11 protein-coding genes are annotated in these 18063 nt (G+C 68.2%); 5 read left to right on the top strand and 6 right to left on the bottom strand.

What is annotated here, in order from left to right:
• Nucleotides 1-8 precede the first annotated feature (8 nt).
• Nucleotides 9-1838, bottom strand: coding sequence for a glycoside hydrolase family 15 protein (locus tag IW249_RS15420; RefSeq protein ID WP_196924803.1), 1830 nt, complete (start codon nt 1836-1838; stop codon nt 9-11).
• Between the two features lie 142 nt (nt 1839-1980).
• On the opposite strand from IW249_RS15420, the gene IW249_RS15415 reads away from it, so the two are divergent.
• A complete protein-coding gene (locus tag IW249_RS15415; RefSeq protein WP_196921399.1) occupies nt 1981-2406 on the top strand; it encodes a VOC family protein in 426 nt (141 codons plus the stop codon).
• 18 nt (nt 2407-2424) lie between these two features.
• On the opposite strand, the gene IW249_RS15410 is transcribed toward IW249_RS15415, so the two are convergent.
• The 3 genes from IW249_RS15410 to IW249_RS15400 all read right to left on the bottom strand — a co-directional run bounded on the left by IW249_RS15410 (nt 2425) and on the right by IW249_RS15400 (nt 6356).
• A complete protein-coding gene (locus tag IW249_RS15410) occupies nt 2425-3642 on the bottom strand; it encodes an FUSC family protein (RefSeq protein ID WP_196921398.1) in 1218 nt (405 codons plus the stop codon).
• A 65-nt stretch (nt 3643-3707) separates the two neighbouring features.
• Complete coding sequence (locus tag IW249_RS15405; RefSeq protein WP_196921397.1) at nt 3708-4004, bottom strand: DUF6582 domain-containing protein; 297 nt, start codon at nt 4002-4004, stop codon at nt 3708-3710.
• 132 nt (nt 4005-4136) lie between these two features.
• The gene (locus tag IW249_RS15400; RefSeq protein WP_196921396.1) at nt 4137-6356 is read right to left on the bottom strand and encodes a M6 family metallopeptidase; all 2220 of its coding nucleotides are present in this window, start codon (nt 6354-6356) and stop codon (nt 4137-4139) included.
• A gap of 336 nt (nt 6357-6692) precedes the next feature.
• On the opposite strand from IW249_RS15400, the gene IW249_RS34285 reads away from it, so the two are divergent.
• Nucleotides 6693-7880 carry a DUF1996 domain-containing protein gene (locus tag IW249_RS34285; protein ID WP_196921395.1) on the top strand — a complete coding sequence of 396 codons (1188 nt, stop codon included), beginning with the start codon at nt 6693-6695 and terminating at the stop codon, nt 7878-7880.
• A 43-nt stretch (nt 7881-7923) separates the two neighbouring features.
• Here the strand turns inward: IW249_RS34285 and IW249_RS15390 are convergent, their stop codons facing one another.
• On the bottom strand, nt 7924-10599 hold the full coding sequence (locus tag IW249_RS15390) for an RICIN domain-containing protein (RefSeq protein WP_372432966.1): 2676 nt from the start codon (nt 10597-10599) through the stop codon (nt 7924-7926).
• 718 nt (nt 10600-11317) lie between these two features.
• On the opposite strand from IW249_RS15390, the gene IW249_RS15385 reads away from it, so the two are divergent.
• The 3 genes from IW249_RS15385 to IW249_RS15375 are packed head-to-tail and all read left to right on the top strand — an operon-like array spanning nt 11318 to nt 14834.
• Entirely contained in the window at nt 11318-11920 is a 603-nt protein-coding gene (locus IW249_RS15385; protein ID WP_196921393.1) for a DUF4956 domain-containing protein, read from the top strand.
• Nucleotides 11917-12738 carry a polyphosphate polymerase domain-containing protein gene (locus tag IW249_RS15380; RefSeq protein WP_196921392.1) on the top strand — a complete coding sequence of 274 codons (822 nt, stop codon included), beginning with the start codon at nt 11917-11919 and terminating at the stop codon, nt 12736-12738. Before IW249_RS15385 ends, IW249_RS15380 begins: the two co-directional genes overlap by 4 nt.
• Nucleotides 12735-14834: a CotH kinase family protein gene (locus tag IW249_RS15375; protein ID WP_196924802.1), complete on the top strand. Its 2100-nt coding sequence runs from the start codon at nt 12735-12737 to the stop codon at nt 14832-14834. The genes IW249_RS15380 and IW249_RS15375 overlap by 4 nt, the downstream gene beginning before the upstream one ends.
• Before the next feature lie 52 nt (nt 14835-14886).
• Here the strand turns inward: IW249_RS15375 and IW249_RS15370 are convergent, their stop codons facing one another.
• Nucleotides 14887-17871, bottom strand: a complete 2985-nt coding sequence (locus IW249_RS15370; protein ID WP_196921391.1) for a glycoside hydrolase family 3 protein — start codon at nt 17869-17871, stop codon at nt 14887-14889.
• Between the last annotated feature and the right edge of the window lie 192 nt (nt 17872-18063).

The following is an 18063-nucleotide window of genomic DNA, read 5'->3' as shown; positions in this document are numbered from 1 at the left end:
CGGACCGGTCAGCCCTGCCGGTCGAGCAGGTCGTCGAGATGGGCCGCCGTGCTGATCAGCGAGAGGTGGCTGAACGCCTGCGGGAAGTTGCCGATCTGCTCACCGGTCGGTGCGATCTCCTCGGAGTAGAGGCCGAGCGGGCTGCTGTAGGTGAGCATCTTCTCGAAGGTCAACCGGGCGTCGTCGATCCGGCCGGCCAGGGCGAGCGCCTGCACGTACCAGAAGGTGCACATGTTGAAGGTGCCCTCGGTGCCGGCGAGGCCGTCCGGCGAGGCTTTCGGGTCGTAGCGGTAGACCAGGCTGTCGGAGACCAGGCCGGTGTCCATGGCCCGCAGCGTCGACTCCCACATCGGGTCGGTCGGCGAGATGAAGTTCAGCCCCGGCATCGCCAGGAGCGAGGCGTCCAGGATGTCGGAGCCGTAGTGCTGCACGAACGCGCGGCGCTCCTGATTGAACCCACGAGTCATCACCTGCTCGTAGATGGCGTCACGTTGGGCGGACCAGCGGGCGATGTCACCGGGGCGGCCCCGACGGCGGGCGATGCGGATGGCCCGGTCCAGCGCCACCCAGGACAACACCCGACCGTAGGTGAAGTCCTGCCGGCCGGACCGGGTCTCCCAGATGCCGTCCTCGGGTTGGTCCCAGTGCTCGCAGAGCCAGTCCATCAACCCGGCCGTCTTGCGCCACCCCTCGTACGGCGCGATCAGCCCGTTGCGGTCCGCGAGCTCCAACGAGACGAGCGCCTCGCCGTAGATGTCCAGTTGGAGTTGGCCGGCCGCGCCGTTGCCGATCCGCACCGGCGCGGAGCCGCGGTACCCCTCCAGGTGGCCCAGCACCTCCTCGGGAAGGTCCGGTGAGCCGTCGATGCGATACATGATCTGCAGGGGCAGGTTGCCGTCCCGTGCCTCCCGGATGCGCGCGTCGAGCCAGAGCAGATACTTCTCGGCCTCGTCGGTGAAGCCGAGGCGCAGCAACGCGTGCACGGAGAAGGACGCATCCCGGATCCAGGTGTAGCGGTAGTCCCAGTTCCGCTGCCCGCCGATCTGCTCGGGCAGCCCGGCGGTGGGTGCGGCGACCAGGGCGCCCGTCGGCGCGTACGTCATCAGCTTGAGGGTCATCGCCGAACGCTCGACCACCTCCCGCCAGCGGCCCTTGTAGCGGGAACCGCCCACCCACCTCCGCCAGTGGTCGCGGGTCTCGGCGAGCAGCTCGCACGCCTCGTCGGTGGTGAGCGCTCGGGGCGCGTGCGGGCAGGCCGTCTCCAGGGTCACTCCGCCGATGTCGCCGGCGTGCAGGGTGAACGACGCGGACACACCGTCGGTGTCCCGTTTGATGTCCTTCATGTCGAACTCGCGGAGCGAGTTCTTGAAGGCGGCGAGGGTGAGGCTCATCGTCGCGCTGCGGAAGACGTCGCCCTCGGGGTGCACCTCCAGCTCGTACGGGTCGCGCCCGTAGTTGAACCGTGGGTGGCAGTGGAAGCGGAACTGCATGCTCCCCCGGACCATCCGCACCAGTCGGATCAACCGGTGCCGGTCGGTGGCCTCGGCCCCGGTGACGGGCATGAAGTCCAACAGCTCACCGACGCCGTCGGCGCTGTGGAAGCGGGTGATCAGGATCGGCGTACCGGGCAGGTAGAGCTGCTTGCTCGTGTAGTCGACGCCGTCCGGCGAGAGCTGGAAGTGGCCGCCGTTGCGGCGGTCCAGCAGCGCGCCGAAGACGCTCGGCGAGTCGAAGCGGGGCGCGCAGAACCAGTCGACAGTGCCGTCCGTGCTGATCAGTGCCGCGGTCTGTAGATCACCGATCAGACCGTGGTTCTCGACTGCCGGGTAGCTGTCCACGCTGTCCCCCGCCACTCGTACTGGCAATGGCGGCGACTACCCGGGAACCGACGAAAGATGCGGGCCGCAGCTCATTGCGGAAGCAGAGCTTCCGCAATCGTCGATAGCGTCGATACCAACGACATCGACGAGAGGACACCTGATGAGCCTGCGAGGATTCGCCACCCTGAACATCTGGGCGGACGACGTGGAAGCGGCCACGGCCTGGTACGCGGACTTCCTCGGCATCGAGGCGTACTTCATGCGCCCCGGCCCCGACGGACGCCCGGCTTACACGGAGTTTCGCATCGGGGACTACCAGGCCGAACTGGGCATCATCGACAGCAGGTACGCACCGCCCGGGGCCGCGACGGGGCCCGGCGGCGCGGTGATGCACTGGTGCGTCGACGACCTCGACGCCACCGTCGAGCGACTGCTGGCGATGGGTGCCACGGAGTACCAGCCGATCACTCCGCACGGAGACGAGGGGTTCATCACCGCGGCGGTGGTCGACCCGTTCGGCAACGTGCTGGGGGTCATGCGGAACCCGCACTACCTCGACGTCCTCGCCTCGCTGAAGACCACCTGACGGGCGTGCTGGGGCGGTTCAGTCCCACTCGTCCCGGTCCGCCGTCCGCCGCACCAACGCTGCCGCCTCGTCGGTGTCCAACCCGCTGGCGATGAGCAAATCGTGAGCGGCCGTGCGGAATTCACCCACGGCGATCATTCCCGAATAGCCCAACCGGTGGGAGTGGGGACGGGTGGGATCCGGGGTGGCGGGCCCCTGCGCCTCTCCGACCAGCTTGAGAGCGGTCAGGATCTGCTGGCGCGCCTCCTGCGGATCCGCCCGCTCGGGGGTGGTGGTGCGTCTCAGCGTATGCATGCTGGTGGCCAGCAGCTCGATGGCTGCCGCAAACTCCTCCGGTATCGGCTCATCCTCCCGGAGAGCCTTGGTGAGTCTCCGCGCAACGGCCCGACAGCCGTAGAGGCTCCGCTCGAGATGTTTGATGGCCTGGGTGGAGCGGGCCAGGAACCTGCGTTGGTGCCACCGTAGCGGCGCCAGTCGCACCACCTCCTGGGCAGCCCCGAGCCCCTCGTCCAGCGCGGTCACCCGAGACCCGAGGATCCGCAGGCCGGTCAGACTCTGCTCGGTGGCGTCATGGTCCCGACGACGCAACGCCCCGCCCAGGCTGTGCAGGGCGGCGATAGCCGGATCGAGGACGGGTTCGGCCAGACGCTGCACGGTCCGCTGCGGGTGGATGGGCACCACCAGCAGACCGACCGCCAACCCGACCAGTCCGCCGACCGCGGCATCGACGAAGCGAGGAACGGACAGGTCACGCACTGGCGGTTCCAGGGTGGCGATGAGCACCGCGGTGCCACCGGCCTGGGTGAGTAGGGAGCCACCGCCTTTGAGCAGAATGGCGACGATGATCGCCAGCACGACGACCAAGCCGGTCTGCCAGGCCCCGATGCCGAACAGCGGCATGACCGCGTCACCGACGGCGAGCCCGAGAACGACACCGACCAGCAGTTCGATGGTGCGCCGCAGGCGTGTGCCCATCGAGGCGGCCACGATGCCGACAGCTGTGGTGGGCGCGAGGACCGGCGAGGGATTGTCCAGGAACTGGGCCCCCACGAACCAGGCGATCGTCGCCGCGACGCCGGCCTGCACGGCGAGCAGTCCGAAGAGGCGGAACCGCCAGGCGCGGGAGCGCAGCCCGTGCCGCACCCGCTCGGGCACTCTGGACCAGGTTCGGTCGACCCGGGACACCCCGTGCGGGGGCGGGTCGTTGTCGGCTGCCGGCTCCTGCTTGGCGGGCATCCGCGCCGCTTACCCGGCGGAGGCGAACCTATCCGGCGAGCGCGCCGAAACGTGCGAGCATCCCGTCAGTGGGCGGGATTCGGAGTGTGCGGGAGCTTGCCGAGTTGACGCCAGTTCGTCTCGGCGACGTCGACACCGTAGTGCTTGGCTGCGGCGAGGATGTTCTGGAAGGCCAGGTCCCGGTCCTTGTCGGTGACGCCCTGGACCTGATCGAACCGGGCGATGGCGTTGCGGACGTGGCTGGCATCGGTCATCGGTTCCTTGCGTTTGCCGGGGAACGCGAAGACGGTCTCCGGCAGCTCGCGCTTGTCCTTGTCCGACAGGCCGCCGTGCTTCTCGTGCGGCTTCCAGGTTGATGTCATCGCCCTGCAATACCCGCGCGCTTTCCGGCAGCACCTTCCCGGCCGACATTTTCCGGCCGAGCCGACCCGGCCCCAGCGTGGGGGCACCCGACGTCGACATCGACGGCGAGTGCCCCCGCAACCGGGGTGTAATCAGCTCAGCGAGTTGCTACCACCGGGCTGGACCACACCGTTCACAGTGAGCTTGTACGGTGCGTACTGCCGCACCTGCTCGGTCGGCTCGTCGTACGCCACCACGGCGACGACCTTCGGGAAGGCGTCCAGCACGGCCAGCTCAAGCTTGCCGATCGTGACCTCGGAGCGACCGTTCTTCTCGAACTGCCAGGCGATCGAGTGCTTCTCGTCGATGCCGATGAGCCGCAGGTTCCAGTTGTTGATCTGGGTCGGCCGGATCTCCGTGGGCGAGTCGAACGGTGCCAGGCTGGCGCCGTCGCTGAGCAGGTTCCCGCCGACGGTGATGTCGTCGAGCAGCAGGCCGCCCTCGTTGGTGCCGCCATCGCTGATGTACTGGAAGCCGAGCAGCACGCTCTTCCCGGCGTACGCCGACAGGTCGTACGAGCGGGCCTCGAAGCCGCTCGTCGTGCCGTTGAGCGCCGGACCGCGCGGCCCGTCGACCGTCTTGTCACCGGGGATCGCGGTGTACGTGGCGCCGCCGTCGGTCGACACGGTGACGTAGCCGTAGTCGTAGCCGAGCTCCGCGCCGTACTTGGCCTGGAACCGCAGCGTCGGGTCGGCGGTCGGCACGGCGACGGAGGTGACCGCCGTCGAGTCGAGGCTGTTGGCGTTGCCGGAGAAGAGAACCGCGTTGCCCGGCCGGTCCGGGTCCTGTGTGGTGGTCGTCCACGACAGCGGGAGCGCGGGCAGGGTCTTCGCGCCCTGGAACTGCACCGATCGCAGGTCACGACCGCTGAGCACCTTGCCCTTGGCCGCGGCCAACTGCACGTAGTCGGCACCGTTCGGCGCGGCGCCCGGCGTACCGTTGGCCGCCGCGCTGGCCAGGTTGACGGTAGAGCGCAGGCTCGGCGTGGTGACCCGGCTCTTGGCGACGCCGAGGGTGATGCCGAACTTCGACTCGCCGACGAGCTTGTCGAGCAGCGTCATCGACTGGAAGTCGTGGATGACCTGGTAGACGTCGTGGACTCCGACCGTCTCCAGCTCGGCGTCCAGGCTCGCGAGGCCCTGCCGGGCACCGTCGCGGTGCAACCGGGACATGAAGTCGGCACCGTAGCGGTCGTACAGGAAGAGCATCAACGAGTACGCGTTGCCGTAGTCGGCGAGGACCGCGTTCGGGTTGGGGCTCTCGTCCCAGAGGGTGAGGGAGTTCTCCGGCCCGCCGCAGTCCCGCGGATTGGTGTTGTACGGCGTCTGGACCGTGCCGAACCCCTGGTAGCAGTAGAGGTGACCGTCGGCTCCCCGGTCGAAGACCGTGGCCTTCGAGTCGCTGTATCCGGTCAACGACATGGCGAAGTCCGAGAGACCCTCGTTGATCCAGTTACCCTCGAACGGGTCCGCGTAGTAGTGGGCGAGGTGCTGCCACTCGTGCGCGAACGTGCCCTCGTAGCTGTTCGGCCGGGCGCCCCGACTGGTGCACAGGTCGCTGGTCGGCTCGTCCGGCGGGTTCGCCGTCATGCGGTGGAGCCAGTCGAACGCGTCGACGGTCATCACGTTGCGGTCGAGCAACTCGTTGAACTGCGCGGAGAAGAACCCGGCGATGTACGTCGGTGCCGCCGGGAACGTGTAGTAGTTGTCGTCCCGCACGTTGTCGACGAGGGTGACGGTCTTGTTGCCGGCGCCGGTGTAGACCCCACCATTGCCGTTGGCGTCCGGACCGATCTGGGCGTTGGTGCCGTCCCGGTCCGGCGGGGTGCTGAAGGCGTTGGTTTCCTTCGGGTACATGTTCGTGTCGAACTCGTCGACGAGGTGCTTCACCTGCGCGTCGGTGATCTGCGTCGAGGACGGCACCTGGGCGCGGCAGTCACCGGCCGGGAAGGACAGGTCGTTGGCGACCCAGACCTCGATGTGCTCACCGACCGCCCGCAATGTGTAGTCCTTGCGGTAGACCGAGCCCTGGACGTCGTCGAGGCCGAGCCACTGACGGACCGTGCCGACCGCCGGCGTCTCGACCGACTGCGCCTGCCTCCGCGCGCTCGTGCGCGGCTGGTACCGCGAGGGCGTCTCGATCGGTCGACCGTCCAGCGTGAAGTCCTTCCGGGTGAGCTCACGCATGTCACTCGGCGGGGCGACCTTCGGCGCGGCGGCTTGCGCCGACGCCGGCGACGTCACGGCTGTGACAGTGAGAGCCGGTAGGACGAGGACAGCGGCAAACGCCCCAATCATGCGGGTGCGAGCCATGGAACCTCCTTCGGGTATGCAACCCGGTTCCCGTGAGTCCGGTCGGGGGTCGACCGCTCACGATGATCACTTGAACCGGGGACACGGTAGCCCGAGGCAACCTTCACCTTCGACGGATTGGGAAAGCGATACATATCACCCAGCGAGAACGGTAATCCGCAACATTCGGCTGCTCTGCGTCCGTGGCCAGGCGCGACCCACTGACCAGTGTGGACACCAGGGGCCGCGCACTTTAAGGAAGGTATAAGGAACTGTCGAGTACGGGCGGTGGGCGCCTACCATTCGGCGGCCGTGGCCATTCGGGTCAGCCTCATGTCGGCTCGTTGGGAGTGACAGGTGTCGTACGAGAGCCCGCCGCCGTCCCGTCATCGCCTTCCGGGGTGGCCGGCCCGCAACAAACTCGGCGTGGCCGCCGGAGTGGCAGTCCTGCTCGTCGTCGCGGCCGGGGGCGTGTACCTGGGCAACGGTGGGGTGACGCCCGAGCCGTCGAACGCGGCCAACGCCCTGCAATACCCGTCGCCGTCGGCCGGGCAGCCACGGTCCGACGCGGCGACGTCGGAATCCGCGCCGCCGACGGTTCCCCCGACCCCATCGACCGGCACGACACCGTCGACAGCCGTCGCGCCGAAGATCCCCGCTACCGGCTGGATTCCCGTCGACCGGGCGGCCTGGAAGGCGCAGGCCGACGCGTACCGGGCGTTGAAGGTCGACCCCGTCCCGTCCGGTGTGGGCAACCTGCCGGAGTTCCGGGCGGACTGCCAGTACAGCCACCGGCTACCTGACGACCCGATCGTGGCCCCCGGCCTACCGGGCGCGTCACACATGCACTCGTTCGTCGGCAACAAGGCCGTCGACGCGAACACCGTCGCCGGCGACCTGACGACGTTCACTGCCACCTCCTGCAAGCCCGTCCAGGACCACTCCGCCTACTGGGTGCCCACGCTCTACGACAACGCGACCGGAAAGCCTGTCGAGACCACCGGATTCCGGGTCTACTACCGCTCGCTCGCAAAGAACTCGACCGGCCAGATGCCGATGCCCAACGGCCTGCGCATGATCTCCGGTGACGCCAAGAAGAAGAAGCCGACGCCGCGCGGCGCGACCGGCCAGTTCTACTGCGCCTTCTACGGCCCCGGTGACCTCGACGGCATCGCCCGCAGCACCAACGGCAACTGGCCCATCTGCGGAGGCGACGCGACGCTGCACTTCATGATGCAGTTCCCGGACTGCTGGGACGGCAAGCACCTGGACAGCCCCAACCACAAGGACCATGTGGCGTACGGCAGCGGCAACTCCTGCCCGACCAGCCACCCGGTGCGGATCCCGGCGATCACCTTCGACATCCAGTACCCGGCCAAGGGCACCCCGGCCGGTTACTACCTCTCCTCCGACAAGGAGGGTAAGAGCGCCTCGTCGATGCACGGCGACGCGTTCGTGATGTGGGATGTCAACACCATGAACAAGCGCACCAGGAACTGCGTCCAGGGACGCCGGACCTGCGACAACTACGGCTACCAGAAATAGCCGGGGCCAGGCCCGTGTCGGCCTGGCCCCGGGGTCTTGCCGGTCAGCTACGCAGCGTCCACCGCTGGTTCGTGCCGCCGTTGCAGGACCAGAGGATGAGTTTCGTGCCGTTGGCGGTGGCGGCACCGTTGGCGTCGAGGCAGAGCCCCGACTGGGCGTTCGTCACCGTGCCGTTGGCGTTGACGTTCCACTGCTGGTTGAGCCCGCCGTGGCAGTCCCAGATGATGACCGCGGTGCCGTTGGCAGTGCCCGCCCCGGAAGCGTCCAGGCACTTGTTGCCGTACACGGTCAGCTGCTTGCTGGCGGTGTGGGTCCACCGCTGGTTGGCGCCGGTGGAGCAGTCCCAGAGTTGGGTCTGGGTGCCGTTGGTGGTCGAGGAGTTGGGCACCTCGGCACAGCGGCCGGACTGGCCACCCACGAGTTGCCCGCTCCCCGTACCGCTGCCACCGCCCTGCTGCTGCCGGACGATCGATGTCGACTCGGCCGACCGGTTGCCCTGTGCGTCGACGACGAAGAGCCGGTACTCGCCCTGAGTGGCCGGCACGGCGATGGACGTGGCGGTGCCGGCCGCCCTGGTCATCGTCGCCCCGGCGGTGAAGGTGGTCGTGCCGGACGGAGCCAACCAGACCGACCTGGTGGCGTCGCCGATGCTCCGGATCGGGATCGACGCGGTGGCACTGGCGACGAAGGTGCTGGCCGGCAGCACATAGTTCGGTGCGGAGAGATTGCTCGCCGGAATGATGTCCCGGTACGCGTCCTCAAGGCCGGAATTCGCGGCGATGCCGTACGCCGCCGCCGGCCAGACGTAGTCGGAGGAGACGAGGATGTCGGCGACGGTGCTGTTCGGCAGGTTCTTGTTCGAGACCTTGTTGATCGGGCCGTAGATCTGCGTGATGCTCAGATCGTGCTTCCGGCCGAAGTCGTCCGAGTTGATCATCCAGGTGACGTTCTTGTCGATACTCAGCACGTTGTCGCGGAACGTGATGAACGCCGATCCCTCGTCCGGGTGCAGTCCGTACTTGTGGCCCGACGGAACCCCCTGGAGATAGTTGTTGGTGATGGTGGTCCCGGGCTGACTTCCGAGCGTGTAGATGGGGGCCGTGTCGCTGAGGCGCTGCACCGTGTCGATGATGTGGTTGTAACTGATGGTGTTGTTCCTCGCCGTCGTGGTCGGCCGGTTCGGCACGATCGAGCCCGACGACCCGTCGAAGTTCCACCAGCCCCAGCCGAGCGTGATGCCGGACCACGGGGTCTTCTCGATCCGGTTTCGCTGGATGGTGAGGGTGTCGGCGAAGTACGCGGAGATGGGGCTGTGCCCGTTGAACAGAACCGCGCTGTCGTAGAGGTAGTTGTTCTTGATGTCGATGTTCTTCGGTAGCCCCTCGACCGACGCCGAGTACTTCTCCCGGTTGGTCGACGTGCCGTCCCCGATGTAGACGTGCTGGGGATGGCCGATGAGGATCGCGGACCCGGCGATGTCGTTGGTGTGGTTGCCGATCAACTGTGTGCCCTGCACGTCGTTGACCATGCTGATCCCGTCGGCACCGGTGTGTTGGATCCGGTTGCGTTGCAGGAGGATCCCGTCGGCGTTCTGCACCTGGACGATGCCGGGAACCACGTCGACGTTGCGGTAGTGGTAGACGTGGAAGTTGCCCTTTGCGTACACGTTCGCGCTCAGGTTGCCCTGCTGCGCCTGCTTGAGGACCGAGCCTGCGACGTTGACCAGGTTCCAGTCGGAGTGCTGCACCGTCAGGCCGGAGAAGGTGATGTTGCGCGCGTGGCTGCTCGTCGAGGTGCCGGCGACCCGCAGCACGGTGGAGACGTTGTTCGGCGCGTAGACCGTCGCTGTCGACATGTTCTCGGAACTGGCCTTGTAGTAGTAGAGCGTCCGGGTGCCCTTGTCGAAGTAGAACTCACCGGGGGCGTCCAGGAACTCGTACGCGTTCATGAGCTTGTGGGTTCCACCGACCTGGGCATTGCCGTTGAACGCGCCCTGCGCGATGGCCGCGCCTGGTTGCTGGAAGAGGGCGACCCGGTTCGCGCCGTCGGAACTCGTGGTCACCTGGCGGACGCCCACGATGGCAGTGGTCCAGGTCGTGCCCGTCTCGATCTCGATGTCGTCCTGGTTGCGGGCGACGGCAGGGAAATCGTTCAGGCTGTATTTTGCGCCGTCGCACTGCGAGCCAGATTCCCAGGCCCACGCGGCCTGATTGGCAGTGATGTTGTACGTCCCGTAACAGCCCGCCGAGCTGATCGTCTTCGACGCCATGAACGCGCGCTTGTCATTGACGTAGAGCGCCCGCAGTTTGTTGGCGCGGTCGAGCGGCGCCTTCCAGATATTGCCGGTGTGCTGGGACCATCCGGTCACCGGGACGCCGCCGTCGAGGACCGGCGTCTCGCCGGGGTAGGCGGCGTAGGCGACCCGGAACCCGTTGTTTCCGGAGTCGCTGGCACCGAACTCGACGGTGCTGGTGACCGGGTATCTCCCGCCGCGGAGATACACGTTGATGTCACCACTCATTGTCGAATTTATCGTGCGAACCACGTCCCGCGCGCGTTCAACCGTCTTGAACGGCGATTGAATGGTCCCCGGATTGGCGTCATTACCGTCCGGGGCAACATAGTAGGTTGCCTGGACTGCGGCCGAGGCCGGTAGTTGGTTCGTCAGCACTGCCGGCAGCATGGCGGCGACAAGCGCCGCCGCCGCCAACACTGACATTCGAGCGGTGGATATGGCTGACTTCACGTCTGTTCCTCTCACTGGTCGTCGATGTGGTGCCCACAGTGCGTATCGAGCGACGAGTACGGAACAGCGACGCCACTAAGGGCCGGCGGGGACTTCCGTCGCCCCGACCGCACTCTTTGTTAACCGCCCCGAAATTCTTACTGGGAGCGTAGGTCACACGTCTGACCAATGCAACCGGCAATTGGAGGGCGTCTATGCCGAAATGCCCCCGGATCGGGCAGATCAACCATGCCGACCGCCCACCCCTGCCCCCGTCGTCCGACGAATCCGCGGCGACGAGGCTGGGCTAGCCGCCAAGGCCTTCGCCTGATTCGTTTGCGGCATCAGCTCCAAAGGAACCGCGGTTAATGAGCCCCGCCCACGCCTGGGTCAAGAGAGAGCGAGCGGCCAGCCGAAGACTCAGCCGCGACGCCCGGAAGACTCCGAAAGTTTCGGCGGCCTCATGAGCCGAGGCGCCGCCCCGGGCCTGCCCACGTCAGCCGCACCAAACCCATGCCAGGCGGCTCAGTGACCCGACTGTGCGCACGGATCACACATTGACTTACGTTAATGTTCTGCTTACAGTCACCACCGAAATACCGAAAGTTTACCGAAAAGTAGCCCGGAGGCCCGGCCCCCTCTCGCAGGTCGCCACGCGGCGATGGCGTCGGCGTCGGTCCCCTCCGGCGGTGAACCAGGAGGAACCCCAGCGATGTCGCAGCTCGTCCTGTTCGCGATCGACATCTGCGCGGTGGCGCTGCTCGTCTTCGGGCTCTACTTCCCCCGGCACCGCCGACGTGACCTGGTCGTCGCCTACCTGGGGGTCAACGTCGGCGTCCTCGCGGTTGCGAGCGCGCTGAGCGCCAGCGACGTGGGTGCCGGGCTCGGGCTGGGGCTGGCGCTGTTCGGGGTGCTCTCCATCATCCGACTGCGGTCGACGGAGCTCGACCAGCACGAGGTCGCGTACTACTTCTCCGCTCTCGCACTGGGCATCCTCGGCGCACTCAGCACCACCTCGGTCTGGCTCAGCGGAGGCCTGATGGCACTCATCGTCGCCGTGATGTTCGTCGGTGATCACCGACGGCTGCTCCGGCACTACCGGCACCAGATCATGGTGCTCGACTCCGCCGTCACCGATCACGTCGCTCTCGTGGCCCAGCTGGAGCAACTGCTCAATGCCCGGGTGCACAACGCCATCGTCCAGCGACTCGACATGGTCAACGAGACCACAGTGGTCGACGTCCGGTACTCGGTCGCCCGGCGCAGCACGGCGGCCGGCACCAGCAAGTCGGTCCGGGCCGGGGCGCTCCGATGAGCGCCGAACCACTGGCGAGGCTGGCGCCGATCGCACTCGCCGAGGTGATCGACCGTGCGGCGCTGCAGAGCAGGGTGGACCGCAAGTACGTGATCGCGGTGGACGAGTTGCCGCCCCTGCTGGACCAGCTCACCCCGTACGCCCGGGTGCTGGACATCGATGGTGGGCGCAGCTTCCGGTACGAGTCCGTGTACTTCGACACGCCCTGCCTGGCCAGCTACCACTGCGCCGCGTACCGGCGGCGCAGGCGCTTCAAGGTGCGGACCCGGACCTACCTCGACTCGGCGCAGTGCTGGCTGGAAGTGAAGATCAGCGGAGCGCGGGGACGGGTGACCAAGCACCGACTGCCGTATCTCGCCGAGGAGCGCCGCACCGTCCGGTCCGGGCGCGGGTTCGTCAACGAGGTGCTCGATCGGGAGTCGATCCTGTCCAATCTCATCGGCAGTCCGCTCGAGCCGGTGCTGGTCACCAGCTATCGCCGCTCCACTCTGCTGCTGCCGGCGACTGCGAGCCGGGTCACCATCGACACCGGGCTCACCTGGCAGGACGGTGACCGCACCCTGCGACTGCCCGGCATCGCCGTGGTCGAGACCAAGACCAGCTCGGCCCCTTCGCCTGTCGACCGCGCGCTGTGGCAACGCGGGACCCGGCCCGTACGCATCTCGAAGTACGCCACCGGTCTCGCGGCTCTCCGCCTGGACCTTCCCGATGTGCCGTGGCGGCGGACGCTACGCCGCCATTTCCGCGCCGACCCGTCCTCGGCGCTCCTGGAGTTGACAGTTCCCACCCGATCAGAACAGGAGGCATCGTGCGCATGACCACCCGCAACACCGGTCTTCCGGTGGCGGCCCTTCGTGCCGCCGGGATCGCCGCCACCGCCGTGTTCGTCGCAGGTCTCCTCGTGGTGTCGTCGCCACCGGCCGGCGCCGAAACCGTCGCCGCAACCGCCGCCGCCCAGGCCGCCCCACCCGTCGCCGAACTCCTCTCCGGCACCCCTGCCGCCGATGCCGCACCGGCCGCAGCCGACGACCTGGTCGGCGACATCACCTTCTCCGTGCCCAGCGGCACCTTCCAGGGGGAGGTGGCGGTGACGCTGAGCAGTACGGTCAGCGGTGCCCAGATCCGCTACACCACCAACGGGCAGCCGCCCACCGCCCAGTCGTCGCTCTATTCGGGGCCGGCGCTGCGCTTCACCCGCACCACCCAGTTGCGGGCACAGGCGTTCGTCGGGCAGACACCGACGGGTGCGCCCGGCACCGCCATGTACGCCGCCCAGAACGTCACCACCGCCCACGACCTGCCGGTGGTACTGATCGACTCGTACGGTGCGGGCCGGCCCAACCGTGAGTACTTTGACGCGACGACCATGATCTTCGAACCGGAGGGCGGCGGCACCACGTCACTGTCGGCCGCACCAACGCTCAGCACCCGGGCGGGATTCCGGCTGCGCGGCAACTCGTCGGCGACGTTCGAGAAGACGCCGTTCCGCGTCGAGTTCTGGGACAACGAGAACGACGACGCCGACTACCCGGTGCTGGGCATGCCCGCCGACTCCGACTGGGTGTTGCGCGGCCCGTTCCCCGACAAGGCGCTGATCCGTGAGGCGCTCGTCTACGACCTCGGGCGGGAGATGGGGCTGCCCGCCCCTCGCTACGCGTTCGCCGAGTTCTACCTCAACACGGACGCCGCACCGGTGGGTGCCAACGACTACATGGGCGTCTACATGTTCATGGAGACGATCAAGAACTCGAAGGACCGCCTCGACCTCAAGCAGTTGGACGAGGACGACGTGACAGTGCCGAAGATCCAGGGCGGCTACATCTGGAAATTCGAGTGGATGGCTGCCGAGGAGCCGACACTGCCGTGCACCGGGCCGGCGGCCACCTGCTGGAACTACCTTGAGGTCGCCGACCCGTCGCCCCTGCAACCGCAGCAACGGGAATGGCTACGCGGTCACCTCCAGGAGTTCAACGACGTGCTGCACTCGTCGAACTTCGCCGACCCGACCACCGGATACCGCAAGTACATCGACGTCGACTCCTTCATCAACCTCATGATCGTCAACGAGCTGAGCCGGGAGATGGACGCCTACGTCCGCAGCTCACACTTCTACAAGGACCGGGACAGCAAGATCTTCGCGGGGCCGCTGTGGGACTTCGACCTCAGCTTCGGCGTCGGTGGATTCTTCGCCAACGACCAGGTGTCGGGGTGGCAGCACCAGCAGACCCGGCAGCCGTCGGCCAACGACTGGTTCGCCCAGTTGCTGCGCGACCCCGCGTTCGTCAACCAGGCCCGATCGCGCTGGCAGACGCTGCGACGGGGCCTGCTCTCCGACGCCGCGCTCCAGACCCGGATCAACGCTCTGGCGACCCCGCTGACCAACGCGGCCCAGCGCAACTTCCAACGCTGGCCGAACCTGACGGCACCGACGGTCAGTTTCTTCCGCACCCCGACCTCACCCACCTGGCAGGGCCAGGTCCAGGTCATGCGGGACTGGATGCTGCGACGTGCCGCCTGGCTGGACTCCACCGCCGGTTGGGGCGGTGCCGTCACCACGCCGCCACCCACCACACCGCCACCCACCACCCCACCGCCGACCACCCCACCGCCGGCGGCCGGCTGCACCGCGACGTACGCGGTGACCAGCCAGTGGACCGGCGGCTTCCAGGGTGAGGTGCGGGTCACCGCGGGGACCGCGGCGATCAGCAACTGGACCGTGACGTGGACCTTCGCCGGCGGGCAGAGCGTCACCCAGGCCTGGAACGCGACAGTCACGAGCCAGGGATCCGCGGTCACCGCCCGCAACGTCGCCTACAACGGGGCACTCGGTGCCGGCGCCAGCACGGCGTTCGGGTTCCTCGGCTCGTCCACCGGCACGCCCAGCACGCCGACGTTGACCTGCACCGCGAGTTGACCAGCCGCAGGCCCGGGGCCGGGTCGACGATCGACCCGGCCCCGGGCTCCGGTCACCTGATGGAGAATTCCGCCAGCCGCAGCGGGGAGTCGAACACCAGGAACACGTCATGGTTGCCGACGGCCCGGGCCAACTGGGTGCTGGTGCTGACGTACCGGTAGTCGTCGCCGGTGCTGGGCACTGTGGCCGTGCCGAGCAGCCGACCGGTGGGCGACCCCAACCGGATCTGGACGGTGCCGGCGCCCGCACCGGCCCTGGCGACAGTCGCGGTGAAGGTGCGCGCGCCGGCACGCAGCGCGGAACCGTCGAAGGAGATCCACTGACCGGCCGCGGTGGCGCCGACCGCCGTACCGCTGGGTTTCGTCTCGTCGACGAGCCTGACCCCCGCGTACCTGTCGAAGTTCTCCGCCCTGGTGGGCCGGGACAGGTCGCGGGCCGGGATGGTCTCACCGCGGACCCGGACCGCGGCGCGGGCCCGGATGTCCTCGACGGACGCCCCGACCATCAGGTCGTGGACGGACGACTCGACAACCCACCTGCTGCGGGTGACGTCCCAGTGCGCCAGGTCGGCGGCGGGCAGGCGCAGGGTCACCGTACGGGTCTCCCCGGGGGCGAGTTTCACCTGCTGGAACGCCTTGAGCTGGCGGATCGGGGTGGTGTCCCGCGACGTGCGCTGGTGGGTGTAGAGCTGGACGACCTCGGTCCCGGCCCGGCTGCCGACGTTTGTCACGTCGACACTGGCCGTGATGGTGCCGTCGGCCGCGACCGACTGGGCACCGGCACGTAGCTGGCCGTACCGGAAGCGGGTGTACGACAGCCCGTGGCCGAACGGGTAGAGCGGCTTCGCGCGGCTGTACAGGTAGGTCTGCCCGGACGAGATGATGTCGTACTCCAGCAGGTCCGGTGGCAGTTGCGAATCCGAGCGGTACCAGGTCTGGGTGAGCCGGCCGGACGGGTTGCGGTCGCCGAAGAGGACGTCGGCGATGGCGTGACCGGTCTCCGCGCCCGCGTGGGTGGTCCAGACGATGGCCGGCACGTGCTCCTGCTCCCACCGGATGGTGACCGGGTAGCTGGTCTGGAGCACGAGCACGGTCCGCGGGTTGGCCCTGGCCACGGCCTTGACCAGCGCCTCCTGGCCGGCGCTCAGCGCGGTGGAGGTCCGGTCGTGTGCCTCGCGGCCGTTGATGAACGGGTTGCTGCCGACCACCAGCACGGCGGTGTCGGCGGCCTTGGCCGCCGCCACCGCCCGGTCGATCCCGCTGCTAATCACCTCGCGACTGAAGTGGGTCGCGGCGGCCGGGGTGGATGCGCCGAGCTTGAGGGCACCGTCGTCACCGACCGTCACGTACGTGTCGGCGCCGAACCAGCTCTCCTTGGTCTCGTAGCCCACGTAGCGCAGCACCACAGTGCCGTCGGCCTGCGGCTCCAGCTTGAACTGCTGCTGGACGTACCAGCCGTTCGGCTGCTCGTCGCGGGTGAGGAACGGCCCCCAGTTGTAGCCGAGGTAGCGGCCGTTCGCGGCGTTGCGCAGCGTCACCACGTCCTGCCCCCAGTCGACCACGTCGAACTGGGCGACGAGCGCCGGGGTGGCACCGGTCCCGAGGACGCGGTCGGCGTCGGTGGTGCCGGTGGCCGAGACGTACCGGCCGGTCGACACGTCCTTCAGAGCGATCCGGTCCGCCCCGTCCAGCCCGCTCACACTGGCCGAGCTGCCCAGCCGTTCGCGGATGCCGCCGAGTGCGGTCACCTGGTACGGCAGGTCGCCGCCGTACCAGTCCGAGTAGAGGGTGTCGGCCAGCGGGCCGAGCACTGCCACCTTGCGGGTCCGGGCGGGATCCAGCGGCAGCGCCTGCTGCTGGTTCTTCAGCAGCACCATCGCCTCACCGGCGGCCTGCCGGGCGAGTCGCTGGTGTTCGGGGCTGTTGATGACGTCCGGGGTGATGCCGCCGTACCGGCCGCCGCCCGGGTCGAACTCACCCAGCCGGAACCGGACGTTCAGGATCTCGCGGATCCGGGCGTCGATGTCCCCCTGGGTGAGCAGGCCGGTGGCGAGGGCCTGCTTGATGGCGGTGATGGTCGGCTGGGCGTTGGTGTCGTCGGTGATGAAGCTGTTCAGGCCGGCCTTGATGATCGCCGCGTTGCCCTCGGCCTGGGTGGCGTAGTACCCCTGCGAGGCGACGAGGTTGTTCGGCGCCCAGGCGTCCGTGACGTTCATCAGCGGTTGGTCGGTCCAACCGCGTACGACAGTGGCCAGGTCCGGGTCCACTGTGGCCGGACGGCCGTTGACCAGGTTGTACGCGGCCATCATCCCGGTCGCCGCGTCGGCGGCGATGGCCGGCTCGAAGGCGGCCCGGTCGTACTCGTTGAGCACCCGAGGCGGCACGTTCGAGGAGGTCACGTCACGCCGGACCTCATTGTTGTAGGCCAGGTAGTGCTTGAGGGTCGGAGCACTCTTCAGGTGGTTCGGGTCACCGCCGGTCATCCCCGAGCCGTACGCCGTGGAGATCGCCGCGGTGAGCAGCGGGTCCTCCGAGTAGCCCTCCTCGTTGCGGCCCCACCGGGGGTCACGCAGCAGGTTGACCACCGGCGCCCAGAGGTTGAGCCCCCAGACCCGGGGGTTCTGCGCGTGGTAGCCACGCGCCTCGTCGCCGACGGCAGAGCCGACCTGCTGGATCAGGTCGGTGTTCCAGGTGCTCGCCATACCCACCGGCTGCGGGAAGACGGTGCCCCGGGCCTTGACCACCGCGCCGTTGTTGTCGATGTCGGTGGACCACGCCACCCCGTGCAGCGCCTCGGTGCCGGTCTTGAACAGGCCGATGCCCAGCCGGGGAATGGCCGGCTGGTACTGGTGCAACCACGAGATCTTCTCGTCCTGGGTGAGACGGCCGAGCAGGTCGTCGACCCGGGCGTTCACGGGCAGGTGGGGATCTCGGAACGGGTAGGTGGGTTCGGCGAGCGCGGTGCCGGGAACGGCCGGTAGGGCTAGCAGGGCGAGCGCGAGCGCGGTGATTCCGCGCCGGAGGCGCCAGTTCCGCATGCGGTTCTCCTCATGTCGTACGACAGACGCCCAGCGGGGCGCCGAGACCGGCGTGACCAGGCTCGACACCCGGCTGACGGGCCTGAAACGACGAATCGTCGAAGCGCTTCGACGACCCGGCCGCGTCACCACGGCCATGATTGTTGTGGTCCGCGAACTATAGATGCGCGCCAATGACTCGGCAATGCCCTG

Origin of the sequence: Micromonospora vinacea, assembly GCF_015751785.1 — a bacterium.
Classification (GTDB): Bacteria; Actinomycetota; Actinomycetes; order Mycobacteriales; family Micromonosporaceae; genus Micromonospora; species Micromonospora vinacea.
The sequence above is the reverse complement of the archived record's forward strand: the minus strand, read 5'-3'. Positions and strand labels throughout refer to the sequence as shown.